The organism is Blastococcus aggregatus (assembly GCF_900221005.1).
GTDB lineage: Bacteria > Actinomycetota > Actinomycetes > Mycobacteriales > Geodermatophilaceae > Blastococcus > Blastococcus aggregatus.
Map to the genome: position 1 here is coordinate 323881 of NZ_OBQI01000006.1, position 25006 is coordinate 348886.

The following is a 25006-nucleotide window of genomic DNA, read 5'->3' on the forward strand; positions in this document are numbered from 1 at the left end:
TCAGTGTGCGGGACCGGGTCAGCCGTTCCCGGGAGCGACCGGGGCTACCGGTTCAGCGGGGGCGGGGAGTCCACCCTGCCTCCCCGGGATCGAGGGATCGTTCGGCGCCGGGTCCCGGTCGTCAGGCGTCCCGTCCCCGTCCGTGTCGACAGGGGCGACCGGGGTCGGCCGCGCTGTCACCGAGGGATCCCGCGGGGCGAAGTCCTGGTCGTCGGGCGTCCCGTCCCCGTCGGTGTCCACCGGGGTCCTCGGCGCGGGCGGCGTCGTCGTCGTGACCGTCGGGGTGGGCGTCGCCGTCGCGGTCGGCGTCGGCTCCGCGGTCTGCTCCGGCGTCGGCTCGGGGACGCCCTCGCCGGTGTCGCCCTTGATGGAGGGCGCCGTCGGGAGCTTCTCCTTCGCCGCCCCCTCGAGGACGCCGTCCATGAACGTCTTCCAGATCGCGCCGGGCAGCCCCGACCCGTAGATGATCCGGCCCTGGGCGTTGCGGATGGGCTCGTAGCGGTCGGTGCCCATCCAGACCGCCGCGGAGAGCGACGGGGTGTAGCCGACCATCCAGGCATCGGCGTTCTCCTCGTCCGAGGAGCCGACGGTGCCGGTCTTGCTGGCCACCTCGCGGCCGCCGTCCAGCGCGCGCTTCGAGTACGTGGCGACGTCGCGCAGCGCGTAGGTGACGTCGTTGGCCACGCGGGCGTCCATCACCTGCTCGCCGGCCTGGCCGGTGTTCTCCAGCAGGACGGTGCCCTCGCTGTCGGTCACCTTGGCCACGAAGTAGGCGTCGCGGCGGATGCCCCCGCTGGCGAAGGTGGCGAAGCCGACGGCCTGGTCGATGGGGCGCATGTCGTACTGGCCGATGCCCAGACCGGAGTCGACGCCCGCGCTCTGCGGATCGGCGAGCGTCCGGTTGCCGATGAACTGGTCGTTGCCGCTCTCCCACGTCTCCGGCATGCCGGTGGCGGCCAGGATCGTCTCGCGCACCTTCTCCGGGCCGAGCTCGTAGGTGAGCCCGTAGTAGGTGGTGTTGAGCGAGCGCTTCATCGCCTCCTCGAGCGTGCAGGAGGGGCAGGACGCGCCACCGGAGTTGCGCACCGGCTTGTCCGGCCGGTCGGGGAAGGTCTTCGACGCGCTGCCGTCCCGGCGGGCCGTGACGCTGATGCCCTGCTCGAGCGCGGTGGCCAGCACGTAGGGCTTCACCGAGGAGCCCGGCTGGCGCTGGTTCACGCCGTAGTCGGTGCCGGTGCCGTTCGGGCCGCCGTAGTAGGCCTGCACCGCACCGGTGCGCGGGTCGACGGCGACCAGCGCCTCGCGCAGCACCGCGCGGTCCTCGCCCTCCATCACGGTGTTCACCGCGTTGACGGCGATGTCCTGCGAGCGCTTGTCGACGGTGGTGACGATCTTCAGGCCGCCGCCGTAGAGCTGGTCGTCGGTGTAGCCCTTCGCGCGCAGCTCGGTGAGCGCCCGGCCGACGATCAGGCCCTCCGGGCCGGCGGGGATGCCCATGGACGGCGCCACCTTCGGCAGCACGACCGGGTACTGCGACAGCGCCCGCTCCTCGGCCGACAGCCAGCCCTCGCCGACCATCGCGTCGAGCACCAGGCCCCAGCGGTCCTGCGCACCCTCGGGGTTGGTCTCCGGGTCGTAGGCGCCGGGGCTGCGGATCAGCACGGCGAGCACGGCCGCCTGCTGGGCGGTCAGCTCGGCCGCCGGCACGTCGAAGTAGGTGGTCGCCGCGGACTCGATGCCGTAGGCACCCCGGCCGAAGTAGATCGTGTTGAGGTAGTTCTCGAGGATCTGCTCCTTCGAGTAGTTGTTGTCCAGCTTGATGGCCAGGAAGAGCTCCTGGAACTTGCGGCTGAACGTCTGCTCGGAGTTCTGCAGGATCGCGTTCTTCACGTACTGCTGGGTGATCGTCGAGCCACCCTGGGTGGAGCCACCGGTCAGGTTGTTCCAGGCGGCGCGGACGATGCCCGTCGCCGAGATGCCCGGGTCGGTGTAGAAATCGCGGTTCTCCGCGGCCAGGATCGCGTTCTGCGCGGCTTCGCTCACCTGGTCCAGCGGCACGTTGGTGCGGTTCTCGTCGCCGAGGCGCGCGATCTCGGTGGTGCCGTCGGCGTAGTAGACGACCGTGGTCTGGGCGTTGGTGATCGAGTCCGGGCTGGGCACCTCGGTGCTGGCGTAGACGACGCCGATGAAGACGCAGAACAGCACGAACAGCCCGCCGAGGACGCCGGCGCCGATCTTCAGCCGGCGACGACGGCGCTGCTTCTTCGTGCGGGCCGGACGGCCCTTGCCACCCGAGGGCTTGCCGCCCGACGGGGGGCGGCCACCGGAACCCGGCGGACGGCCGGACCCGGGCGGGCCACCGGAACCGGGGGGACGACCACCGGAGCCCGGCGGACGGCCGCCGCCCGCGCCGCCGCTGCGGGCGGCCGTGGTGCGCGCGCCCCGGCTCGGCGGGACCGCCGGGCGACGAGCGCCCGAGCCGGCGCCGGAGCCGCGTGCGGCGCCACCACCGCCACCCGTGCTCCGGGTGCGGGCGGGGGCCGGACGGTGCACCGAGCCGGCGCGCGGTCCGACGGTCGAGGTCTCGTCGTGGATCGGCACGCGATGAACCCCTTTCTGACTGGTGGTGGGCGACGGGCACGGCCCTGGTCGCAGCCTGGCGTCTTCAGCTGTGGGTACGGGGGAGGTCCTCGTCCGTCGGAGCCCTGGCGGGGCTGCAGTGACGGAGGGGTCCGCCGGGGCGGGCCGACGATCGGTCGTCGGCACTAATCCGTGGCGGTCCGGCGCCGCCCCCGCTGGGGCCGGCGTCCCGGGACCGGCTCGGCTCCGAGCACGTACGAGCACTCGAGATGGTTCCAGCCGCACCCCCGGCACACCTCGACGGCGTACACGGTGAACTCCTCCTGGGCGGCGTCCATGCGGGCCAGCTCGACCGGGCTCTTCGCCTGGCCGGCGACCGGGCCGAGGCGGTCGCCGTACACGTAGTTCACGCGGGTGAGGCGCTCCCGGCGGCACACCGGGCAGGGCGCGTCGGTCGCCTCGCCGTGGTACTTCGCCGCCCGGGACAGGTAGGGACTGGCGTCGCAGACCTCGAACAACCCGGTGCGCCCGGCGTACACGTCGGCCAGGACGGCTCGCCTCTGCAGCGAGTAGTCCACGACGGATCGACGTCCGGGCACCGCGCCAATGTACGTGGCGGGCGCCCTCGGCCGGAGGTCAGCGAGCTGTGTCACCTGCGTCGACGCCCATGGCCACTTGCCACGCCGGGGCTCCCCCGATGTATCGTGCCGATACATCGACCGCAGGGTCCGAGGAGGCGTGGTGCTCGAGTTCGCCATCCTCGGTCTGCTGCACCAGGCGCCGATGCACGGGTACGAGCTGCGCAAGCAGCTCGCGCACGTGCTCGGCGGGCTGCGCAGCATCTCCTACGGCTCGCTGTATCCCGCGCTCAAGCGGATGCGGGCGGCCGGACTCATCAGCACCGATGAGCCCGACCCGCACGCGCTGCTGCCGGCGGACGCTCCGCCGCTCACCGGCCGGCGCGGGAAGGTGGTCTACACGATCACCGCGGAGGGCAAGGAGCGCTTCCACGACCTGGTCAGCCAGACCGGGCCGGAGGCGTACGACGACGGTGGGCTCTTCGGGGTCCGCCTCGCCTTCTTCGGGCACACGGCCTCCGACGTACGACTGCGGATCCTCGAGGGCCGCCGTCGCACCGTCGAGCGGCAGCGCGAAGGGTTGCGGTCCTCACTGTCGCGGACCCGCGAGCGGTTCGACCGCTACACCCTCGAGCTGCAGCGCCACGGCCTGGAATCGGTGGACCGCGAGGTCCGCTGGCTCTCGGAGCTGATCGATTCCGAACGCCGCGAGGCGTCGGGCAGCACGGCAGGACGCGAGGAGCCGGGCGCTGCGCCGGCACCGGCGGCCCCTGCACCGTCATCCGCGGACCGCACCCGGTCCGCGTCCGTCGGACCCGCTGAGGGTCCAGGGGAAGGAGAGCCATGGGCTCCGTGAAGGTCGCCATCGTCGGCGTCGGCAACTGCGCCGCATCGCTCGTGCAGGGCGTGCACTACTACCGCGACGCGGACGAGTCCGCGTCGGTTCCCGGCCTGATGCACGTCCGTTTCGGCGAGTACCACGTCTCGGACATCGAGTTCGTCGCCGCGTTCGACGTGGACGCCAAGAAGGTCGGCCGTGACCTCTCCGAGGCCATCGTCGCCAGCGAGAACAACACGATCAAGATCTGCGACGTCCCGCCGCTCGGCATCGCCGTCCAGCGCGGCACCACCCTCGACGGCCTCGGCAAGTACTACCGGGAGACCATCGAGGAGTCCGACGACACCCCGGTCGACATGGTCGCCGCCCTGCGGGAGTCCGGCGCCGACGTCCTCGTCTGCTACCTCCCCGTGGGCTCGCAGGCCGCCGCCGAGTTCTACGCCCAGGCCGCGATCGACGCCGGCGTCGCGTTCGTCAACGCGCTCCCGGTCTTCATCGCCGGAACCAAGGAGTGGGCGGACAAGTTCACCGCCGCGGGCGTGCCGATCGTCGGTGACGACATCAAGAGCCAGGTCGGCGCCACGATCACCCACCGCGTGCTCGCCAAGCTCTTCGAGGACCGCGGCGTGCAGCTCGACCGCACGATGCAGCTGAACGTCGGCGGCAACATGGACTTCAAGAACATGCTCGAGCGCGAGCGCCTGGAGTCCAAGAAGATCTCCAAGACCCAGGCCGTCACCAGCCAGGTCGACCGGGACATGGGCAAGGACAACGTGCACATCGGCCCGTCGGACCACGTGCCGTGGCTCTCGGACCGCAAGTGGGCCTACGTCCGCCTCGAGGGCCGCGCGTTCGGCGACGTCCCCCTGAGCCTGGAGTACAAGCTCGAGGTCTGGGACTCCCCGAACTCGGCCGGCATCATCATCGACGCCGTCCGCGCCGCGAAGATCGCCAAGGACCGCGGCATCGGCGGCCCGATCCTGTCGGCGTCCTCGTACTTCATGAAGTCGCCGCCGGTCCAGTACGACGACAGCCAGGCGCGGGACGCCGTCGAGGCGTTCATCCGCGGCGACATCGAGCGCTGACGACCGCTTCCCCGCACGCCGACGAGGCCCGCGTCCCCATCCGGGGGCGCGGGCCTCGTCGCGTCGTCCCGTGGCCGGGGACCTGGCCTCCTACGCTGACGGCCATGCGGCTCCCGACCCACGCGCTGCCGGCAGTCGCCCTGGTGCTGGCGCTGGCGACCGGCTGCGCCGGGGACGACGGCCGGCGGACCGCCGGGGACGACGTGACCGCGCAGGAGGCGGCCCTCCTCGCCGGGCTGCTGCACCGCAACCACACCGAGGGCGGCGCCGACTTCGTGGTCACCGCCCCCTTCGGCCCGGGCGCGGTGCTCACCCTCGTCGGGGAGGTCGACTTCCGTGCCGGGACCGGCCGCGCGCAGGCCGTGACCAGCACCGACGGTGACGACGTGGTCCGCACCGTGTTCTTCACCCGCGAGCAGCTCTGGTTCGGGGACGTGCCGGGGGTGACCGAGGCGCTGGCCGACTCGGGTGCGACCTTCCTCAGCCGCCCGATGGCCACCGGCGACGGCGAGACCCCGCTGGTCGACGTCCTGGTGACCGTGCTGCTCGGCCTGTCCGCCGACGGTGACGACGCCCCGGCCGGCTTCCTCGACGGCGACTACAGCTGGCAGGGGCGGCGGTCGATCGACGGCCGGCCCACGGACCTCTTCGGCCTGCCGGGGGACCGCACGGTCGCGGTCTCCTCCACCGAGGACGTGCTCGTGCAGTTCGCCACGCCGCTGCCGGCCGCCGACGGCGAGCTGGAGGCGACGACGACGCTGGCCGAGCACGGCCGCCGCTCGCTGGACCTGCCGGACGAGGCGCAGACCGCGCCGGTGGCCGACCATCCCGAGCTCGCCGCGGCGCTGGGGCTCTAGGGCTCGTCCGCAGCGGAGGCGGACGGAGAAGTGGGAAGGGGCGGCCTCTTCCCCAGACCGCCCCTTCCCGGGTACTTCCTACCAGATGCGCGGCGTTCCGGCAGCCATCCTCAGTTGATCGTCGGGTCGACCGGCGCGGTCCGGAGGACGGCGAGCCGGCCCGTCTGGCGGCCCACGACCGCGCGCCACAGCTGCGACCCGGAGACCTCGGTGAAGACGTCGTCCGGCGAGCCCGGCAGGCAGGCCCAGGCGCCCTCGGCCAGCTCACCGGCCAGCTGCCCGGGCGACCAGCCGGCGTAGCCGGCGAAGACGCGCAGGTCCTGCACCGATCCGGCCAGCGGTTCCGGGTCGACGTCGAGGTCGAGGAGGTGGACCCCGTCGGCGACGGGGCGCAGCCCGCTGTCCGGCGGCGGGCCGCTGCCGGCGCAGCGGGCCAGGCACAGCGCGGTGTCGGTCTCGCACGGCCCGCCGACGTGGAACACGCCGGGCTCGACGGCGAGGTCGCACCAGCCGGGCAGCACGTCGCGGATCTGCACCTGGCTGGGGCTGCCGAGAACCACGCCGAGCGTGCCGGTCTCGGAGTGGTCGAGCACGTAGATCACCGATCCCGCGAAGGTGGGGTCGGTGAGGCCGGGCATGGCCACGAGCAGCGAGCCGGGGCGCACGTCCGCGAGCTCGCCGATGGAGAGCGCGGGCATCGGCGCACGTCGGCGACCGGTCACGGGCCGCGCGGGCGGTCCGGACTCGGGATCGGGCGAGGCGGGCACCGGGGTCATCACCTCCAGTGTGCCCCACCTCGCGGCTGCCGGCGCCGTGCCGATCGCCACTCCTCCTAGGGTGGGCCGGTGCGGGAGGACGGGGCGACGGTGCGGTCGCTCCTGGCCCGCGGCGACTTCCGGCGGCTGTTCGGGACCCGGCTGCTCTCCCAGTTCGGCGACGGCGTCTTCCAGGCCGCGCTGGCCGGCACGGTGCTGTTCAACCCGCAGCGCGCCACCGACCCGCTCGACGTCGCCGCCGCCTTCGCGGTCCTGCTGCTGCCCTGGTCGGTGCTGGGTCCCTTCGCCGGCGTCCTGCTGGACCGCTGGAGCCGGCGCACGGTGCTGCTGCGCGCCAACGTGGTGCGGGCGCTGCTGGTCGCGGTCGCCGCCGCGGTGATCTCCGGCGGCGTCGACGGCGTCCCCTTCTACCTCGCCGGCCTCGCGGTCTTCTCGGTCAACCGGTTCGTCCTGGCGGCGCTGTCGGCGGGGCTGCCGCACACGACGGACGCGCTCGTGCCGGCGAACGCGCTGTCCACGACGTCGGGCTCGGTCGCCACCGTCGCCGGCGGCGGTGCCGCGCTCCTGCTGCTGCCGCTCGTCGGGTCCGGGGACGCCGGGTACGCCGCGATCGCGCTCGCCTCGGCGCTGCCCTACCTGGCCGCCTCCGCCGTCGTCTCCGGGTTCGACCGCGGCTACCTCGGTCCGGACGGGGTGGTCGGGGCCGATGCGGTCGGGGTCGGGGTGGCCGGGGTCGGGGCCCGGGGCGTCGTCGCCGGCCTGGTGGACGGCGCCCGGCACGCCTGGGCGCGACCGCCGGCCGCCGCCGCGCTGGCCGCCATCGGCCTGCACCGCGTCTGCTTCGGCCTGCTGACCCTGATGACGCTGCTGCTCCACCGCGGCCCGTTCGAGGACGCGGCCGGCCTGCTCCGGGGCGGCCTGGCCGGTCTCGGCCAGCTGGTGGCGGCGATCGCGGCGGGTTCGCTGCTCGCGGCGGCGCTCACCCCGCCGGCGGTGCGCCGCGCGGGCCGCGTCCGCTGGACGGTGGGGCTGCTGCTGTCCGGCGCCGTCGCCCAGGTGCTGCTCGGGCTGCCCTTCACGCCGGCCGGCGTGGTGGCCGGCGGTTTCGTGCTGGGTCTGGTCGGCCAGGGCGTGAAGATCTGCGTCGACGCGACCCTGCAGGAGACGGTCGACGACGACTTCCGCGGCCGGGTCTTCTCCGTCTACGACACCCTGTTCAACGTCGCGTTCGTCGGCGCCGTCGTGGTCGCCGCCCTCGTGCTCCCGGAGTCGGGCCGGTCGGTGCCGGTGCTCCTGGCCGTCGGCGCCGGCTACCTGCTCGCCGTCGTCGCCTACCTGGGCATCCGCCGCCGGGCTCCGCTGGCGTCCCCGGCCTGACGGTGCCGGTCCGCCGGCTCACAGCTCCGGCACGCACCGCCCCGCACCGAGGCGGGCCAGCCCGGTGAGGTCTCCGGTGGCCAGCTCGGTGAGCTCGGACTGCACCTCCGGGTACATCAGCTGGGTGGCGTCGTCGACGTGCGCGAGCCCCACCAGGTGGCCCAGTTCGTGCAGCACGATCGCCTCGACGACCGCCCGGCCGCTGCGGCGCTCCAGCACCGGTGTGATCTGCGGGGCGTCGAGCGCCACGGTGCCGGTGACGTAGACGGTCGGCCCGCCCCCCAGGGACACCCCGGCACTGCCGGCCTGACCGACGACGTCGCCGGCCAGGGCGGGCTCCTCCTGCTCGGTCTGCCAGGCGATGAGCACCGGCGCCCAGCGGTCGCCGTAGCGCTCGGGCTGGTAGACGGGGCGGTCCGGCAGCAGGAGCTCGTCGCTGGCGCCGTCGTGCACGAAGCGCAACCCGGTCACCTCCGCGATCCGCGCGACGGCGGCGTGCACGAGCGGCTCGCCGCCGGGCGGGGCGCCGAGGCCGTTGACCACGTAGTGGATCGGCCGGCAGGGGTCGTAGGCCACCGGGGTGACCCCGTCGGCCTGCAGGGCCGTGAAGGCGTGCGTCCCGCCCTGCGGGGGCGGGGGTTGCGGCACGCCCAGCGGCACGTCGGCGGCCTCGCGGCCCGGCGTCGGCCGGTCCCGGGGCTTCTCCGGGACCGGGGGCGGCGGGGGTGGCTCCGGGAGCACGTCGGGCTGCGCGGTGACCTGCACCGCCCAGGGCAGCCCACCGGGCCCGCCGAGCACCCCCGCGCCGAGGACGGCGAGCAGCAGCACCAGCACGACGCCGGCTCCGCGCAGCAGCCGCCGCAGTGCTCTCACAGGAGCACTCTCGGCCGTGGAGGCCCCGACCGGCACCCGGCGCGCCGGGACTCAGGCCTGCCGGGCCGCCCACCACTCGCGCAGCGCCGTCTCCGCGTCGTCCGGATCCAGCGGGCCGCGCTCGAGCCGCAGCTCCTTGAGGAAGCGCCAGGCCTGCCCGACCTCCGGGCCGGGGGGGAGCCCCAGGAGCTCCATGATCGCGTTGCCGTCCAGATCGGGCCGCACCCGCGCGAGGTCCTCGGCCGCCGACAGCTCGACGATCCTCGCCTCGAGCGAGTCGTAGGTCTCGGCCAGCGCGGCCGCCCGGCGCCGGTTGCGGGTCGTGCAGTCCGAGCGGACCAGCTTGTGCAGCCGCGGCAGCAGGCTGCCGGCGTCGGTGACGTAGCGCCGCACCGCCGAGTCGGTCCACTCGCCGCGCCCGTACCCGTGGAAGCGCAGGTGCAGGAAGGTCAGCCGGGAGACCGCCTCGACGACGTCCTTCGGGTACTTCAGCGCCATCAGCCGCTTGCGCACCAGCTTGGCGCCCACGACCTCGTGGTGGTGGAAGGAGACCCGGCCCTTCTCCTCGTGCCGCCGGGTCGCCGGCTTGCCGATGTCGTGCAGCAGCGCGGCCAGCCGGAGCACCAGGTCGGGGGAGTCCGCGTCCGGGTCGGCCTCCTCGAGCGCGATCGCCTGGTCCAGCACGGTCAGCGAGTGGCTGTAGACGTCCTTGTGCTGGTGATGCTCGTCGATCTCCATCCGCAGCGCGGAGAGCTCCGGGAGGACGACGTCGGCCAGCCCGGTCGCCACGAAGAGCTCCAGCGCGGCCCGCGGCGATGCCTGCAGCAGCGTCTTCGACAGCTCCGCCTGCACCCGCTCGGCGGTGATCCGGCCCAGCTGCGCCGACATCGCGGTCATCGCGCGCACGACGTCGTCGTCGGGCTCGAGGCCGAGCTGCGCCACGAAGCGGACGGCGCGCAGCATGCGCAGCGGGTCGTCGGCGAACGACTCCTCGGCCGCCCCGGGGGTGCGCAGGCGACGGCGGATCAGGTCGCCCAGACCGCCGAAGGGGTCGGTGACGGTGCGGTCCGGGCCGAGCGAGACCGCCATCGCGTTGACCGTGAAGTCGCGGCGGGCCAGGTCGTCCTCGAGCGAGTCGCCCCAGGCCACCTCCGGGTTGCGGGACTCCCGGTCGTAGCGGTCCGCGCGGAAGGTCGTGATCTCCAGCCGCGATCCCCGGACGTCCGCCCCGACCGTCCCGAAGGCGATGCCGGTGTTCCACGTGGAACCGGCCCAGCCCCGCAGCAGCTCGAGCGTCTGCTCCGGACGGGCGTCGGTGGTCAGGTCGAGGTCGCCCGGGACGCCCGGGGCCCCCGACTCGGCGGCCAGCAGCGCGTCGCGGACGGATCCGCCCACCAGGTGCACCTGGAAACCGGCCGCGGTGAAGCGCTGACCGACCTCGGCGAGCACGGGGGAGAGGTCCACCAGGTCCCGCACGGTCTGCTGCACGGCGGGCGGCACGGGCTCCGGGACGGGGCGGGGCCCACTGGTCCCGCTCGCACGACTCGGAGGTGGGACGGACACGACCGACCAGAGTAGTGCGCGCACTCGCGCTACCCTCCTGGCATGGCTGGGACGGGCGGACGCGGGCGCCCCGGCCGCCGGCTGCGTCGGGTCGACGAGACGTCCGCCGGGGGCCTGGTGGTCGCCGACGACGGCGTGCACGGGCCCCGTGCCGCGCTCATCGGCCGCACCGATCGGCGCGGCCGGTTGCTGTGGTCGCTGCCCAAGGGCCACATCGAGGCCGGTGAGACACCCGAGGACACCGCCGTCCGCGAGGTCGCGGAGGAGACCGGGATCATCGGCGAGGTGGTCGCGCCGCTCGGCATCATCGACTTCTGGTTCGTGGCCGACGGCCGACGCGTGCACAAGACGGTGCACCACTTCCTCCTCCGGGCGGTCGGGGGCGCGCTCTCCGACGCCGACGTCGAGGTGACCGAGGTGGCCTGGGTGCCGCTGGACGAGCTCAGCGGCCGGCTCGCCTACGCCGACGAACGCGCCCTCGTCGAGCGTGCGCCCGGACTGCTGGCCGACACCGCGTGACCCGGCCGGCCGCCGGTGGCGCCGGTGGCCGCCGTGCCGCCGCCCCCGACTCCGACCGCACCCGCTCCCGGCCCCGGGCGCTGCTGCCCGTCGTCCTCCTCCCCGTGCTGCTGACCACCGTCGGCGTCGTCGCCCCCGCCGCCGCGGCCGCTCCGCACGCCGCCGTCCCGGTCCTCGCCGCAGCACCGGCCGACGAGACCGTCGACCCCGACCGCCCGGTGCGCCTCGAGGTCAACCTGTTCGAGCCGCGCACGGTGACGCCCGGCTCGCTGATCCGGGTCAAGGGCACGGTCGTCAACACCGGCAGCGCGGTGATCGAGGACCTCGACCTCCGGCTCCAGCGCGGGGACGTGCTGCTCAGCCGGGCGGAGCTCGCCGCGGAGGACGCCGACCCCGATCCCTCGACCAGCGTCGTGCTGCCCTTCCAGCGGCTCGCCGAGCGGCTCGAGGCCGGCGAGAGCAGCACCTTCGACTACACCGTCGACTCCACGGAGCTGCGGCTGGAGCGGGACGGCGTCTACCCGGTGCTGCTCAACGTCAACGGCAGCATCGACGGCGACACCAGGCGCGTCGGCGAGCTCTCCACCTTCGTCGTCCAGCAGCCCCTGCAGCCCACGGCACGGACCGCCGTGGCCTGGCTGTGGCCACTCACCGAGAAGACCCACCGCACCGCCTCCGGCCGGTTCGCCGACGACGAGCTCGCGGAGTCCATCGCCGACGAGGGCCGGCTGGACCGGGCGCTCGGCGTCGTCGAGCGGCTGCCGGGCTCCTCGGACACACCGACCCTGCCGATCACCCTGGCGATCGACCCGGCCCTGGTCGAGGAGCTGCAGATCATGGCGGCCGGCGAGTACGAGGTGCCCGGCGGACGCGGGTCGGGGACCGAGGAGGCGCGCGACTACCTCCGGCGGCTGCGCGACATGGCCGCCGCGCACCCGGTCGTCGCGCTCCCCTACGGCGACGTGGACATCGATTCGCTGGAGACCGCCGGTCTCGGCGACGTCGTCACCCGCAGCCTGCCGGGCACACCCGCAGGGACGGCCCAGGACCCGCCCGGCACCCCGGCGGGCGCCACCACCGACGCACCGCTGCCGCCTGCCGGGGAGTCCGGTGCGCCCGCCGACGTCCCCGTCCCGGAGGAGGGGGCCGGTGCCCGCATCCTCGCCGAGGCGCTCGACGTCGAGCCGCGCACGGACCTGGCCTGGGCCCCGGGCGGGTCGCTGCTGCCGGGCGCCCTGGAGCGGCTCCGCGGAGGCGGCATCGACCAGGTGGTCCTCGGCCCCGACGCGGTGACCACCGGGGACTCGGCGGTCGGGCTCACCGACGCCACCGCCGCGGCCGCCGTCACCGTCGGCACGGCGGGGGGCCCGATGCCCGGTCTGGTCGCCGACTCCCGGCTGACCGCGGTGGTCGGCGGCAGCCAGCTCGCTGCCGGCGGCCCCCGGCTCGCCGAGCAGCGCTACCTCGCCGAGCTCGCCGTCCTCACCAGCCAGGCGGCGCCGGACACCGAGCAGACCGTCCTGGTCACCGCGCCGCGCGACGTCGACGCCGGGCCCGAGGGCGCCGGGGCGATGATGGCCGACACCACCTCGCAGCCCTGGCTGCGGCCCATCCCGCTCGAGTCGCTCAGCACCGGCCCGTTCACCGAGGACGGCGACCTCCTCGCGCCGGCCGACCCGCTCCGGCTGGACACCGCCGGTCTCCTCGGCGTCACGGCGGCGAACGACGCACGGAACGATCTCGCCGGCGCCGTCGAGGGCGACGCCGCCACGGCGCTGCAGGCCTTCGACGCCGCCACCGCCCGCGCCACCTCGGTGGCCTGGTGGGACGACCCGACCGGGTTCCGCGACGCCGCCGCGGACCTGACCGCCACGATGCAGCGGATGCGCGGGCAGGTGACGCTGCTGGCGCCCGCCGACGGCACCTACACGCTGGCCTCCAGCGACGCCCCGCTCGTGCTCACCGTCCGCAACGACCTCCCCTTCGCGGTGCGGGTGCTCCCCGAGGTCCGGGCGCGGGGCAACCGGGCGCTGTCGATCGGCGACATCGGCGTCCGGGTGCTCGCACCGGGCGAGCGGGCGGTGCTCCAGGTGCCCACCTCGCTGGGGCAGTCCGGCGGGTTCGCCGTCACCGCCACCCTCACCACCCCCGGCGGCAGCCCGCTGGGCGAGCGCGTCCAGTTGCAGGTGCGCAGCACCGCCTACGGACCGATCTCGCTGATCATCACCTTCGGGGCGGCGTCCCTGCTGGGGCTGCTGTTCCTCCGCCGCCTGGTGCGCTTCGTGCTGCGCCGCCGCGCCCGCACCGGCGGTGCCGACGACGCAGGCGTGTCGCTGGGCCCCGACGGCACGCCGACGCGGAGCCCGGTGTGAGCACGCCGCCCGACGACGAGCAGGCGGCCCTCGAGCGACCCCGGCCGCCGGCCGGCCGGCCGCTGCCGCCCGCGCCGTACCGGGCCACCCCGCCGGAGGGTGCCCCCTTCGCCGCGCCCGACGACGGCCGCCTCCCGCTGCCTCCGGTGCCCCCGCCGGTGCGGCGCGGCTCGCCCCCGGCACAGCAGGGCCGGCTCCGGACCGACCGGGCGGCCGGACCCGTGCCGCCGCTGCCGCCGCTGCGGCACCGCTGGGTGCCTGCCGCGGACGAGACCCAGGTCTTCCCGATGCCGGTGCTGCCGCCGGTGCCGCGCACCGCGCACGACACCGACGACGACGTCGAGCAGCGCGAGGGCGCTCCCGGCGCCAGCCGGGGCATCCTGCGCGCGGCGGGCACCATGGCCGTGGCGACGCTCGTCTCCCGTGTCACCGGCCTGGCCCGCACGATGGTGCTCACCGCCGCGCTGGGCATCGGCCTCGTGGGCGACGCCTACAACACCGCCAACACCCTGCCCAACATCGTCTACGAGCTGCTGCTCGGCGGGGTGCTGACCTCGGTCGTCGTCCCGCTGCTGGTGCACGCCCAGGAGCGCGACCGGGACGGCGGCGCCGCCTACGCCCAGCGGCTGGCCACCATCGCCACGGTCGGGCTGGTGTTCGTCACCGCGCTCGCGGTGCTGGCCGCACCCCTGCTCACCGCGCTGTACGGCATCAGCGACGACCCCGGGCAGGTCCGGCTGGCCAACTGGCTGGCCCGCATCCTGTTGCTGGAGATCGTCTTCTACGGCCTGGGCGCCCTGGCCCAGGCGATCCTCAACTCGCGGGGGGTCTTCGGGCCGCCCGCGTGGGCGCCCGTGCTCAACAACCTCGTGGTCATCGCCACCGGTGGGCTGCTCATCGCCGCGACCGGGCCCGGCGCGCTGACGCCGGTGACCATCACCACCGGGCAGGTGTGGCTGCTGGGCATCGGCACGACGCTCGGCATCGCCGTCCAGGCGCTGGTGCTGCTGCCGCTGCTCTCCCGGGCCGGCGTGCCGCTGCGTCCGCGCTGGGGGCTGCGCAACACCGGGCTCAAGGAGGCCGGCACGCTCGGCCTGTGGGTCATCGCCTACGTGGCGATCAGCCAGATCGGCGTCGTCGTCGCCATGCGGGTGGCCAACGCCGCCGGGCGCGAGGACGGCCTGGGGTCCTACGGCTTCGCCAACGCCAGCCTGCTGTTCCAGATGCCCTACGGGATCATCGGCGTCGCGCTGCTGACCGCCCTCGTGCCGCGGATGAGCCGGGCGGCGTCGCGGCACGACGTCCCGGGCGTGGTCTCCGACCTCTCCCTCGGCACCCGCCTCTCCGCGCTGGGCCTGCTGCCGGTGACGGCGCTGCTGACCGTGCTCGGCCCGGCCCTGGGCGTCGTCGCCTTCGCCCGCGGCAACACCTCCGTCGACGACGCCGCCGCGATCGGGACCGCCCTGGCGATCGGCGCCTTCGGGCTGCTGCCGATGGCGGTCACCCTGCTCCAGCTCCGGGTGTTCTACGCGATGAAGGACGCCCGCACGCCGACGCTGATCCAGCTCGGCATGGTCGCCGTCCGGGTGCCCCTGCTGCTGCTGGTCCCCGCGGTCGTGGGCCCCGAGCACGTGGTCGCCGGGCTCATGCTGGCCACGAGCATCACGTACCTGGCCGGCTGGGTCCTCGGCGACCTCGCGCTGCGCCGGCGGCTCGGTGCGCTGCGCACCCGGGAGACCCTCGTCCAGGTCGCCCGGGTGGCCGCGGCGTCGCTGGCCGCGGGCCTCCTCGGGCAGCTTGTCCTGATCGTGACCGATGACCTGCTCGGATCGTCGACCGCAGGGTCGCTCGGCCGCGTGCTGGTCGGTACCGTGGTCATCGGCGCCGCAGCTCTCGCAGGTCTCGTGGTCGCCCGCGTACCGGAGATCCGCGAACCCCTGGCAGCCGTCAGGGCGCGCGTCCGGCGCGGATGACCGCCTCTCCTCGCAGGAAGCGGCGCCGATGCCGGTGCAGTCGCACCGTCCGCCGGAGCAAGGCAGGAGGTCGACAGTGTCGATGACGTCCACGGTCACCGGCCTCCCGGAGCGCTACCGGCCACTGGATCAGGTCGGGCCCGACGAGCAGACCGAGACCGGCGTCATCCAGACCTGGCGGGCCAAGGACCGGATCCTCAACCGCGACGTCGCCGTCCGCGTGCACACCCCCGCCGGCCCGGCCGCGCACGCGTGGATCACCCGTGCCCTCACCGCCGGCGGGCTGGCCACCCCCGCCCTCGCGATGGTCTACGACGCCTCCGAGGGCAGCGGCGATCCGCAGTCCCCCGGCGGGGCCGCCTACGTCGTCAACGAGTGGATCGACGGCGTCCCGCTGTCCGAGCGGCTGGCCGAGGGGCCGCTCCCGGAGCGGGAGGTGCGCACCGTGCTGCGCCGCCTCGCCGACGGCGTCGCCGAGGCGCACCGCGTCGGCCTGGCCGTCGGGGGGCTCACCCCCGAGAACGTGGTGCTGCGGCCCAACGGCCTGGTGGGTCTGCGCGGCGTGCCGGCCGCCAGCGGCACGATCGACGGCGACGTCGCGGCCCTGGGCGCACTGCTCGAGGTCTGCCTGACCGGCCTGCGCCCCGGCGAGGCCGAGCCCCGCCCGCTGCACGGCCCCTCCGACCTGGTGGCGCTGGCGCGACGGGCCCGGTCCACCGATCCCGGCCACGCGCTGTCCAGCGTCGCGGCCATGGCGGCGATCCTCGCCGAGCGGCCGCGCAGCCGGCCCGCCACCAGCGGCACCCGCGGGGACCGGTCCGAGCACCCGCGCGCCGAGCCGCCCGTCCGCCAGGACCCGGGCACCCTCCCGCCGGTCCCGTCCCTGCGCCCGGCCGGCTCCGGCGACACCGTCGTGGCACCGGTCGCGTTCGGCGGCGACACCGTCGACGCCCGCTCGGTCGCCCCCGCCGGGGGGCCCTACGCCGCCGGCCGACGGCCCGAGCAGGCCGACGACTTCGCGTTCGCGTCGCTGCCCGGTGACCTCTACACCGGCCCACCCACCGGCTCCACCGGTCCGGACGACGAGGAGGACGGCGCGCGCCGGCACCGGCTGCTCGTCGTCGGCCTGCCCCTGCTGGCGCTGCTCGTGGTGATCGGGCTGGCCTGGTGGGTCGGTACGAGCGTGCTGTCGGTCGCCGGCTCCGTCGACGAGGGCTCCACGCCGTCGATCAGCGTGCCCACCGCCGGCGCCTCCGGTGAGGACGACGCCCCGGCCGGGCCCTCGACGACGATCCAGGGCGCCGAGGTCTTCGACCCCGAGGGCGACGGCCAGCCCGAGAACGACGGCGACGTCCCGCTGACCTTCGACGGCGACCCGACCACGACCTGGTCCACCGTCACCTACCGGGGTTCGGCCACGTTCGGCAACCTCAAGTCCGGCCTGGGCATCGTCTACGACCTCGGCGACTCGCAGTCCCTCGCCGGCGTGACGGTCAGCACGCCCCGGCCCGGCGCGACCGTCGAGATCCGCACGGCCGACTCCCCGGCCGGCGACCTGGGCGGCTTCGACCCCGCGGCCTCCGGCACCCTCGAGGAGACCACCGACCTGCGCTTCGACGAGCCGGTCGAGGCCCGCTACGTCCTGCTCTGGATCACCGAACTGGTCGAGGACGGCGACGGCTTCGTCGGGGAGATCGGCGAGGTCACCGTCCAGGCCGCGGGCTGACCCGTCGGGGGCAGGCCCGGAATGCCGGACCTACGATTCCGGTTGTGCCGCCTGTGAGTGACTCCCCGACCCCCGGTCCCGCCGTGACGACGGAGGAGATCGTGAACCCCGTGATCCCCCCGGCCGAGCACGACGGCATCCGCGACCTGATCATCATCGGCTCCGGCCCCGCGGGCTACACCGCGGCCACCTACGCCGCGCGCGCGAACCTGCACCCGCTGGTCTTCGAGGGCTCCCAGTTCGGTGGCGCGTTGATGACGACCACCGAGGTGGAGAACTTCCCCGGCTTCCCGGCCGGCATCCAGGGCCCCCAGCTCATGGACGACATGCGCACGCAGGCCGAGAAGTTCGGCGCCGAGCTGGTGCCGCGCGACGTGACCGAGGTCGACCTGACCGCGGAGCCGAAGATCGTGAAGGTCGGCGACGAGGTGCACCGCGCGCACGCGGTCATCGTCGCCACCGGCTCCAAGTACCGGTACCTGGGTCTGGAGAACGAGGAGCGCCTGCTCGGCCGCGGCGTCTCCGCCTGCGCCACCTGCGACGGCTTCTTCTTCCGCGACCAGGACATCGCCGTCGTCGGCGGCGGTGACTCGGCGATGGAGGAGGCCACCTTCCTCACCCGCTTCGCCAAGAGCGTCACCGTCGTCCACCGGCGGGAGGAGCTGCGCGCCTCCAAGATCATGCAGAAGCGCGCCCAGGACAACGAGAAGATCCGCTGGGCGCTCGGCAAGCAGGTCACCGAGGTGCACGGCGACAGCACCGTCTCCGGCGTGGAGCTGACCGACGCCACCACCGGCGCCACCGAGACGCTCCCGGTGAGCGGGCTGTTCGTGGCCATCGGCCACGACCCCCGCACCGAGCTGTTCGTCGGCCAGCTCAAGCTGGACGACGAGGGCTACGTGCAGGTCGAGCACCCGACCACCCGCACGAACATCGACGGCGTCTTCGCGTGCGGCGACGTCGTGGACCACATCTACCGGCAGGCCATCACCTCGGCCGGCACCGGTGCCGCCGCCGCGATCGACGCCGAGCGCTGGCTCGCCGACACCTTCGACGAGCGCTGACCGCCCGCCACCCGGGCATAGAACGACCGTCCCGCGGGTTCTCCCCGCAGGACTTCGAGCAAGTGGACGAGAGGGAGAACGACCGATGGCAGGCAACACCGTGACGGTCACCGACACCAGCTTCGCCACCGACGTGCTGGGCAGCGACAAGCCCGTGCTCGTGGACTTCTGGGCGGAGTGGTGCGGCCCCTGCAAGATGGTCGCCCCCGTGCTGGAGGAGATCGCCGCCGAGCACGGCGACAAGCTGACGATCGCCAAGCTGAACATCGACGAGAACCCGCAGATCGCCCGCGACTACCAGGTCATGTCGATCCCGACGATGACGGTGTTCCAGGGTGGCAAGCCGGTGAAGAGCATCATCGGTGCCAAGCCCAAGGGCGCGATCCTGAACGACCTCGCCGACTACATCTGAGCAGCACCCCCTGCCGCGCAGGGGCGCCACACAGCGTGATCACGGGTCCACCTGTCCACCCGGACAGGTGGACCCGTCGTCGTTCCGGGTACCCCGTGAGGCCGGGACGGGGGTCGGGGACGACAATCAGGACACGATGGGAGCCAACACCGGTATGCAGATCCTGAGGCTCGGCGATCGCGGGCCCGCGGTCGCGGACGTGCAGACCGCCCTCCGCAGTCTGGGGCTGCTCCCCGACGTCGACGGCAGCGCCGCGCCCCGCCCACTGCAGGCGATGGCCACGCTCCCCGACATCGCGCTGGACGCCGCGGTCTTCGACGACGCCACCGAGCTGGCGGTGCGGCACTTCCAGCAGAACCGCGGGCTGTCCGTCGACGGGCGGGTCGGCGAGGAGACCTACCGGGCGCTGAACGAGGCCCGCTGGTCGCTGGGGGACAGGCTGCTGCGCTACGACCCCGAGCGTGCCGTCCGCGGGGACGACGTCATCAACCTGCAGGAGCGGCTGCACGAGCTCGGCTACGACGCCGGCCCGGTGGACGGCGTCTTCGGTGCCGACACCGAGACGGGGCTGCGCGCCTTCCAGCGCGACTACGGGCTCACCTCCGACGGCACCTGCGGCCCGGCCACGCTGCGCGCGCTGCGCCAGCTCGGCCGCAAGGTCACCGGGGGCCGGCCCCAGCTGCTGCGGCAGAGCGCCTCGTTCGTCGACAGCGGCCCGCACCTGATCCGACGGCGGATCGTCGTCGACCCCGGCCACGGCGGCACCGACCTCGGCCACGTGCACGGCGAGACCACCGAGGCCGACCTGGTCTTCGACCTCGCCTCGCGCATCGAGGGCCGGCTCGCGGCCGCCGGGGCGACGGTCTACCTCACCCGGGGCCGCGAACAGAACCCGACCGCGGCCGAGCGCACGGCCTTCGCCAACGCCGCCCGCGCCGACCTCTTCCTGTCCCTGCACGTGGACGCGCACGCGTCCGAGCACGCCCGCGGGGTCGCCAGCTTCTACTACGGCACCGGCTCCGGGGCGTCGTCCACCGTCGGCGAGCAGTTCGCCAACCTCGCGCGGCGGGAGGTGGTGGCCCGCACCGGCCTGCTCGACCTCGAGTCGCACGCCAAGACCTGGGATCTGCTGCGCATGAGCCGGATGCCGGCCGTGCGCCTGGACGTCGGCTACCTGTCGCACCCGGTGGACCGGCTGCTGCTGCTCGACGCCCGCGTGCGCGGCTCGATCGCGCAGGGCGTGCTCGCCGCCGTGCAGCGGTTGTTCCTGCCTGCCGAGGCCGACCCCCCGACCGGAACCTTCGTACTGCCGAGCGGCGTCTAGGCGCGAGCCGAGTGCTGTGGGGCCCGGAGGGTCCCGCGCAGGGATGACCGCCGCGCTGAGCTCAGCCGGGGGGGCTCCTGGCCGTGTGCAGCCCGAGTGGGGCCCGGAGGGTCCAGGGCAGGGATGACCGACGCGCTCGTCGCAGCAGGGGACGGCACGTGGCCGCGGTGAGTGCTGTGCAGCCCGAGTGGGGCCCGGAGGGTCCCGCGCAGGGACGACCGACGCGCTCAGCTCAGCAGGGGACGGCACGTGGCCGCGGTGTCGTCCGGAGGACGACAGTGTCATCGTGTGACGGGTCGGTCCGGTCGCCTCCCGGAACGCGGTGGCGTGCGGGCCTAGACTCGGTCCGTGGCCACCTCCCCGCCCGGCTCGTCGGCCGGTTCCGGACAGCAGGGCGCGCACCGCGGTGCGCCCCACCCCTCCCCGCGGCATCCGCGGCTGGACCCGCTGGCCGACCGCTACGCAGCACGCACCCACGGGATGAAGAGCTCGGAGATCCGTGCGCTGTTCTCCGTGGTCAGTCGGCCCGAGGTCGTCTCCCTCGCCGGCGGCATGCCCGCCGTCACCGCCCTGCCCCTGGACGCCGTCGGCTCGATGATCGGCGACCTGGTGTCCGGGATGGGCGCGCAGACCCTGCAGTACGGCTCCGGTCAGGGGGACCCGCGGCTGCGCGAGCGGATCTGCGACGTCATGGCGCTGGAGGGGATCCACGACGCCTCGGCCAGCGAGGTCGTCGTCACGGTCGGATCCCAGCAGGGTCTGGACCTCGTCACCCGCGTCTTCGTCGACCCCGGCGACGTGATCCTGGCCGAGGCGCCGTCCTACGTCGGTGCGCTGGGTGTCTTCCAGTCCGCCGAGGCCCGCGTACGCCACGTCGCCATGGACGACGACGGGCTGATCCCGGAGGCGCTCGAGGAGGCCCTGCTCGACTGCCGGGCCGCGGGCGACCGGGTCAAGTTCCTGTACACGGTGCCGAACTTCCACAACCCCGCCGGCGTCACGCTCACCGAGCCGCGACGCGAGGCGATCATCGCCCTCGCCGAGAAGTACGACCTGCTGGTCATCGAGGACAACCCCTACGGTCTCCTGGGCTTCGAGCACGAGCCACTGCGGGCGCTGCGGGCGCGCAACTCGGAGCGGGTCATCTACCTCGGCTCGTTCTCCAAGACGTTCTCGCCGGGGCTGCGGGTCGGTTGGGTGCTCGCGCCGCTCGCCGTCCGCGAGAAGCTGGTGCTGGCGACCGAGGCGCAGGTGCTCTGCCCGCCCTCGCTCACCCAGTACGCCGTCGCCCGGTACCTGGACACCCAGCCCTGGCGCGAGCAGATCAAGATCTTCACCGAGCTGTACCGCGAGCGCCGCGACGCCTGCCTGGAGTCCCTCGAGGCCCTCATGCCGGCCGGCACCACCTGGACCAGGCCCGACGGTGGCTTCTACGTGTGGCTCAAGCTCCCGCACGGTCTGGACGCCAAGCTGATGCAGCCGCGCGCGGTGAACGCGCTGGTCGCCTACGTCCCCGGCATCGGCTTCTACGCCGACGGGAGCGGCCAGGAGTACATGCGGCTGTCCTACTGCTACCCCGAGCCCGACCAGATCCGCGAGGGCGTCCGCCGGCTGGCCCGCGTCATCGAGGCGGAGCTCGACCTGCACAGCACCTTCGACGCCGTCGACACCGGCACCTTCCGCGCGGTCCGGCCGGATGCCGACGGCCGGTTCAGCGGGTCCGGCACCATCGTGGGGCCCGCCAACAGCAACGCCTACGAGGACGGCCGATGACCGAGTCCGCACCCGCCCCGGCACCCGCCCCCGAGAGCGCACCACACCCGCTGCGGGCCGTCGTCCTGGCCGGCGGGCTGACCTTCGAGCGCGAGGTGTCGCTCTCCTCGGGCACCCAGGTCGTCGAGGAGCTCACCCGAGTCGGCCTGGACGCCGAGCTCCGGGACGCCGACGCCGATCTGCTGCCCGGACTCGCCGCCTCCCCGGCTGACGCGGTCTTCATCGCCCTGCACGGCGCCACGGGTGAGGACGGCGCCCTGCGCGCGGTGCTGGACCTCGCCGGGGTGCCCTACGTCGGCTCGCCCGCCGCCGCCTGCCGCCTCGCATGGGACAAGCCGGCCGCCAAGTCGGTCGTCCGCTCCGCCGGCATCACCACGCCCGACTGGGTCGCGCTCCCCCACAGCACCTTCCGCGAGCTGGGCGCCGGCACGGTGCTGGACCTGATGGTGGCCCGGCTGGGGCTGCCGCTCATGGTCAAGCCGGCCTCGGGCGGGTCGGCCCTCGGCGTCCAGCGGATCAACCGCGTGGAGGACCTGCCCGCCGCCATGGTGAGCTGCTTCGCCTACGGCGACACCGTGATGGTGGAGCGGTACGTGGAGGGCGTCGAGGTGGCGCTGGCGGTGATCGACCTCGGCGACGGCCCGCAGGCCCTGCCGGCGGTCGAGATCACCCCCGAGTCCGGCGTCTTCGACTACACCGCCCGCTACACCCCGGGGCTCACCGAGTACCACGCGCCCGCCCGCATCCCGGACGACGTCGCGGCGAAGGCGGCTGCGGTCGCCGTCCGCGTGCACGAGACCCTGGGCCTGGCCGACCTCTCCCGCACCGACGCGATCATCACGCCGGACGGCGAGGTGCACTTCCTCGAGGTGAACGTCTCGCCCGGGCTGACCGAGACGTCGATGTTCCCGATGGCGATCGAGGCCGCCGGGTACGAGCTCGGCGACGTGATCGCCAGGCTGCTCGCGGCGCGGGCGGCCACGGCCCGCTGATCCCGGTCCCGCACGACGAGGCCCCCATAACGTCTGTGACGTTATGGGGGCCCGCGCACAGGTAGGGGCTGGTCAGGCCTCCGGGCGCCGTCCGGTGATCTCGGGCGCCATCACGCCGATGATCCGCTGGAGGTCGTCGACCGAGCCGAACTCGACGACGATCTTGCCCTTCGAGCGACCGATCTGGATCTTGACCTTCGTCTCGAAGCGGTCGGACAGCCGGGAGCCCAGCTCCTCGACCCCGGGGGCGGAGATGTTCCGCGTCCGGCGCTTGGCGGCCGGCCGCTCCAGGGCCGCCATCGCGACGGCCTCCTCGGTGGCCCGCACCGACATGCCCTCCGCCACGATGCGGGTGGCGAGGGCGTCCTGGGCCTCGGCGTCGGCGAGCCCGAGCAGGGCGCGGGCGTGGCCGGCGGAGATGACCCCCGCGGCGACGCGCGTCTGCACCTTCACCGGCAGCTTCATCAACCGGATGGTGTTCGTTACCTGCGAGCGGCTGCGGCCGATCTTGCTGGCCAGCTCCTCGTGGGTGGCGCCGAACTCCTCCAGCAGCTGCTGGTAGGCGGCGGCCTCCTCGAGCGGGTTCAGCTGCACCCGGTGGATGTTCTCCAGCAGGGCGTCGCGCAGCATCGCGTCGTCCGTGGTGTCGCGGACGATGGCCGGAACGGTCTCCAGGCCGGCGACACGGGCCGCACGCAGGCGGCGCTCGCCCATGATGAGCTCGTAGGTGACCGCGCCGCCCTCGGCGCCGGCGTTCTCCCGGACGACGATCGGCTGGAGCAGGCCGAACTCCTTGACGCTGTGGGCGAGCTCCTCCAGCGCCTCGTCGTCGAAGACCTGCCGGGGCTGCTTGGGGTTCGGGACGACGTCGTCGACCGCGACCTCGCGCAACTGGGCGCCGGGGACGCCGAGCGCACCCGAGGGCTCGACGCTGCGGACCGCCGGCGCGGGAGCGGCGCTGTCCGTCACCGGCCCGTCGTTCGACGACGGCTCGGAGGGCGGCGGCGGCACGAGGCTCACCGGTGAGCTCGACCGCTCGTCGTCCGACGGCCGGTCGGCAGGCGCTTCAGCGGGGTGCGTCTCGGCAACCGGTGCCGGGGTCGCCGGCGGCGGCCCCGTCGGGATGAGAGCGGCCAGTCCGCGCCCCAGTCCACCGCGCTTGCTCATCGCTGCTCCTCGCTCACGCGTGCTCCTCGCTGGCGCTCGTCATCCGCGTGACCGGGCGCTGCTGTGCTCATCGGTTCGCTCGCAAGCTCGCTCACGAGCCGTCCTGCGTACCCGGGGGTGGACCGTCGGCGACGGCGAAGGCCGTCGCGGCGGCCGGTGTGCTCGTGCGGTCGATCGGGGGGAGATCCACCCCGCGGTGCGCCAGTTCACGCGCCGCCTCGACGTAGCTCGTCGATCCGCGGGATCCGGGGTCGTAGGTCAGCACCGACTGGCCGTAGCCCGGGGCCTCGGACACCCGGACGTTGCGCGGGATCACGGCGTTCAGCACGACGTCGCCGAAGTGGTTGCGCACCTCGTCGGCGACCTGGTCGGCGAGCTTGGTCCGGCCGTCGTACATCGTGAGCAGGATCGTGCGGACGGCGATGCCGGGATTCAGGTGCTGCCGGACCAGGTCGATGTTGTTGAGCAGCTGACCCAGGCCCTCCAGCGCGTAGTACTCGCACTGGATCGGGATCAGCACCTCGTCGCCCGCCACGAGCGCGTTGAGGGTGAGCAGTCCCAGGGACGGCGGGCAGTCGATCAGCACGTAGTGCGGCCGCTTCTCCGGGGGGAGCGCGGCGATGTAGCCCTCGATCGCGCGGCGCAGCCGGTGCTCGCGGGCGACGACCGAGACGAGCTCGATCTCGGCGCCCGCCAGGTCGATGGTCGCGGGGACGCAGAGCAGGTGCGGGCTCGCCGTGGTCGCGTGCACGACCTCGGTGAGGGTGCTGTCCCCGACCAGGGCGTCGTAGATGGACGGCGTGCCGACCGTGTGGTCCACACCGAGGGCGGTGCTCGCGTTGCCCTGGGGATCCAGGTCGATGACCAGCGTCCGCAGCCCGTAGAGCGCGAGCGCGACGCCGAGGTTGACCGTGGACGTCGTCTTCCCGACGCCGCCCTTCTGGTTCGCGATGGTGATGATCCGGATCCGCGCCGGCGGAGGGAAGGGATCCTGGTCCGCGGCGTGCAGCACCCGGGTCGCCCGGAGCGCCTCCATGGCGATCGGGCTGTCGAAGTCCGCCATGCCCCCGGAAGACGACTGGTCGGCCGCGAGGCTGCTCCGCAGCCGCTCGCCCGGGTCGGTCATCGCAGTTCCTCCTGGTGGCGTTTCACGTGGA

General features: G+C 74.1%; 20 protein-coding genes. 13 read left to right on the top strand and 7 right to left on the bottom strand.

Going from position 1 to position 25006, the window contains the following annotated elements; all coding sequences use genetic code 11:
- Positions 1-18 precede the first annotated feature (18 nt).
- Both CRP29_RS19760 and CRP29_RS19765 read right to left on the bottom strand, forming a co-directional pair.
- Positions 19-2601, bottom strand: coding sequence for a transglycosylase domain-containing protein (locus CRP29_RS19760; protein ID WP_097196752.1), 2583 nt, complete (start codon positions 2599-2601; stop codon positions 19-21).
- Between the two features lie 164 nt (positions 2602-2765).
- On the bottom strand, positions 2766-3179 hold the full coding sequence (locus CRP29_RS19765) for a DUF5318 family protein (RefSeq protein ID WP_097196753.1): 414 nt from the start codon (positions 3177-3179) through the stop codon (positions 2766-2768).
- 142 nt (positions 3180-3321) lie between these two features.
- Between CRP29_RS19765 and CRP29_RS19770 the strand changes: the two genes are divergently transcribed.
- The 3 genes from CRP29_RS19770 to CRP29_RS19780 all read left to right on the top strand — a co-directional run bounded on the left by CRP29_RS19770 (position 3322) and on the right by CRP29_RS19780 (position 5938).
- The gene (locus CRP29_RS19770; protein WP_245853106.1) at positions 3322-4014 is read left to right on the top strand and encodes a PadR family transcriptional regulator; all 693 of its coding nucleotides are present in this window, start codon (positions 3322-3324) and stop codon (positions 4012-4014) included.
- On the top strand, positions 4002-5081 hold the full coding sequence (locus tag CRP29_RS19775) for an inositol-3-phosphate synthase (protein WP_097196754.1): 1080 nt from the start codon (positions 4002-4004) through the stop codon (positions 5079-5081). Before CRP29_RS19770 ends, CRP29_RS19775 begins: the two co-directional genes overlap by 13 nt.
- A 104-nt stretch (positions 5082-5185) precedes the next feature.
- The gene (locus CRP29_RS19780) at positions 5186-5938 is read left to right on the top strand and encodes a hypothetical protein (RefSeq protein WP_097196755.1); all 753 of its coding nucleotides are present in this window, start codon (positions 5186-5188) and stop codon (positions 5936-5938) included.
- 110 nt (positions 5939-6048) lie between these two features.
- On the opposite strand, the gene CRP29_RS19785 is transcribed toward CRP29_RS19780, so the two are convergent.
- On the bottom strand, positions 6049-6714 hold the full coding sequence (locus CRP29_RS19785; protein WP_245853107.1) for a YqgE/AlgH family protein: 666 nt from the start codon (positions 6712-6714) through the stop codon (positions 6049-6051).
- Between the two features lie 69 nt (positions 6715-6783).
- Between CRP29_RS19785 and CRP29_RS19790 the strand changes: the two genes are divergently transcribed.
- Positions 6784-8091 (top strand): MFS transporter, encoded by a 1308-nt coding sequence (locus tag CRP29_RS19790; RefSeq protein WP_097196756.1) that lies wholly within the window; start codon positions 6784-6786, stop codon positions 8089-8091.
- Positions 8092-8109: 18 nt separating this feature from the next.
- On the opposite strand, the gene CRP29_RS19795 is transcribed toward CRP29_RS19790, so the two are convergent.
- Both CRP29_RS19795 and CRP29_RS19800 read right to left on the bottom strand, forming a co-directional pair.
- Positions 8110-8964 carry a matrixin family metalloprotease gene (locus CRP29_RS19795; RefSeq protein WP_245853108.1) on the bottom strand — a complete coding sequence of 285 codons (855 nt, stop codon included), beginning with the start codon at positions 8962-8964 and terminating at the stop codon, positions 8110-8112.
- Positions 8965-9015: 51 nt separating this feature from the next.
- The gene (locus CRP29_RS19800) at positions 9016-10464 is read right to left on the bottom strand and encodes a CCA tRNA nucleotidyltransferase (RefSeq protein ID WP_097196758.1); all 1449 of its coding nucleotides are present in this window, start codon (positions 10462-10464) and stop codon (positions 9016-9018) included.
- A gap of 105 nt (positions 10465-10569) precedes the next feature.
- On the opposite strand from CRP29_RS19800, the gene CRP29_RS19805 reads away from it, so the two are divergent.
- From CRP29_RS19805 to CRP29_RS19845, 9 genes are all read left to right on the top strand, one after another.
- Entirely contained in the window at positions 10570-11046 is a 477-nt protein-coding gene (locus CRP29_RS19805; RefSeq protein WP_097196759.1) for an NUDIX hydrolase, read from the top strand.
- Entirely contained in the window at positions 11043-13418 is a 2376-nt protein-coding gene (locus CRP29_RS19810) for a DUF6049 family protein (protein WP_097196760.1), read from the top strand. Before CRP29_RS19805 ends, CRP29_RS19810 begins: the two co-directional genes overlap by 4 nt.
- The gene (gene murJ / locus CRP29_RS19815) at positions 13415-15391 is read left to right on the top strand and encodes a murein biosynthesis integral membrane protein MurJ (protein WP_245853109.1); all 1977 of its coding nucleotides are present in this window, start codon (positions 13415-13417) and stop codon (positions 15389-15391) included. The genes CRP29_RS19810 and murJ overlap by 4 nt, the downstream gene beginning before the upstream one ends.
- An 82-nt stretch (positions 15392-15473) precedes the next feature.
- Positions 15474-17117 carry a protein kinase family protein gene (locus CRP29_RS19820; RefSeq protein WP_097196832.1) on the top strand — a complete coding sequence of 548 codons (1644 nt, stop codon included), beginning with the start codon at positions 15474-15476 and terminating at the stop codon, positions 17115-17117.
- Between the two features lie 101 nt (positions 17118-17218).
- The gene (gene trxB / locus CRP29_RS19825; RefSeq protein WP_245853110.1) at positions 17219-18181 is read left to right on the top strand and encodes a thioredoxin-disulfide reductase; all 963 of its coding nucleotides are present in this window, start codon (positions 17219-17221) and stop codon (positions 18179-18181) included.
- A gap of 85 nt (positions 18182-18266) precedes the next feature.
- Positions 18267-18593, top strand: coding sequence for a thioredoxin (gene trxA, locus CRP29_RS19830; RefSeq protein WP_091991006.1), 327 nt, complete (start codon positions 18267-18269; stop codon positions 18591-18593).
- 154 nt (positions 18594-18747) lie between these two features.
- Positions 18748-19917, top strand: a complete 1170-nt coding sequence (locus CRP29_RS19835; protein WP_097196762.1) for an N-acetylmuramoyl-L-alanine amidase — start codon at positions 18748-18750, stop codon at positions 19915-19917.
- Between the two features lie 348 nt (positions 19918-20265).
- Entirely contained in the window at positions 20266-21690 is a 1425-nt protein-coding gene (locus CRP29_RS19840) for an aminotransferase-like domain-containing protein (protein ID WP_176523061.1), read from the top strand.
- Positions 21687-22682 carry a D-alanine--D-alanine ligase family protein gene (locus CRP29_RS19845; RefSeq protein ID WP_097196763.1) on the top strand — a complete coding sequence of 332 codons (996 nt, stop codon included), beginning with the start codon at positions 21687-21689 and terminating at the stop codon, positions 22680-22682. The genes CRP29_RS19840 and CRP29_RS19845 overlap by 4 nt, the downstream gene beginning before the upstream one ends.
- A 72-nt stretch (positions 22683-22754) precedes the next feature.
- On the opposite strand, the gene CRP29_RS19850 is transcribed toward CRP29_RS19845, so the two are convergent.
- Positions 22755-23849 (bottom strand): ParB/RepB/Spo0J family partition protein, encoded by a 1095-nt coding sequence (locus tag CRP29_RS19850; protein WP_097196764.1) that lies wholly within the window; start codon positions 23847-23849, stop codon positions 22755-22757.
- A 91-nt stretch (positions 23850-23940) separates the two neighbouring features.
- On the bottom strand, positions 23941-24975 hold the full coding sequence (locus CRP29_RS19855; protein WP_245853111.1) for a ParA family protein: 1035 nt from the start codon (positions 24973-24975) through the stop codon (positions 23941-23943).
- Positions 24976-25006 lie beyond the last annotated feature (31 nt).

Bases quoted from the DNA above. Each gene is read 5' to 3' on its own strand.
- CRP29_RS19775 (WP_097196754.1), top strand. From the start codon at position 4,002: ATGGGCTCCGTGAAGGTCGCCATCGTCGGCGTCGGCAACTGCGCCGCA.
- CRP29_RS19780 (WP_097196755.1), top strand. From the start codon at position 5,186: ATGCGGCTCCCGACCCACGCGCTGCCGGCAGTCGCCCTGGTGCTGGCG.
- CRP29_RS19785 (WP_245853107.1), bottom strand. From the start codon at position 6,714: ATGACCCCGGTGCCCGCCTCGCCCGATCCCGAGTCCGGACCGCCCGCG.
- CRP29_RS19805 (WP_097196759.1), top strand. From the start codon at position 10,570: ATGGCTGGGACGGGCGGACGCGGGCGCCCCGGCCGCCGGCTGCGTCGG.
- CRP29_RS19820 (WP_097196832.1), top strand. From the start codon at position 15,474: ATGACGTCCACGGTCACCGGCCTCCCGGAGCGCTACCGGCCACTGGAT.
- trxA (WP_091991006.1), top strand. From the start codon at position 18,267: ATGGCAGGCAACACCGTGACGGTCACCGACACCAGCTTCGCCACCGAC.
- CRP29_RS19835 (WP_097196762.1), top strand. From the start codon at position 18,748: ATGCAGATCCTGAGGCTCGGCGATCGCGGGCCCGCGGTCGCGGACGTG.
- CRP29_RS19845 (WP_097196763.1), top strand. From the start codon at position 21,687: ATGACCGAGTCCGCACCCGCCCCGGCACCCGCCCCCGAGAGCGCACCA.
- CRP29_RS19850 (WP_097196764.1), bottom strand. From the start codon at position 23,849: ATGAGCAAGCGCGGTGGACTGGGGCGCGGACTGGCCGCTCTCATCCCG.
- CRP29_RS19855 (WP_245853111.1), bottom strand. From the start codon at position 24,975: ATGACCGACCCGGGCGAGCGGCTGCGGAGCAGCCTCGCGGCCGACCAG.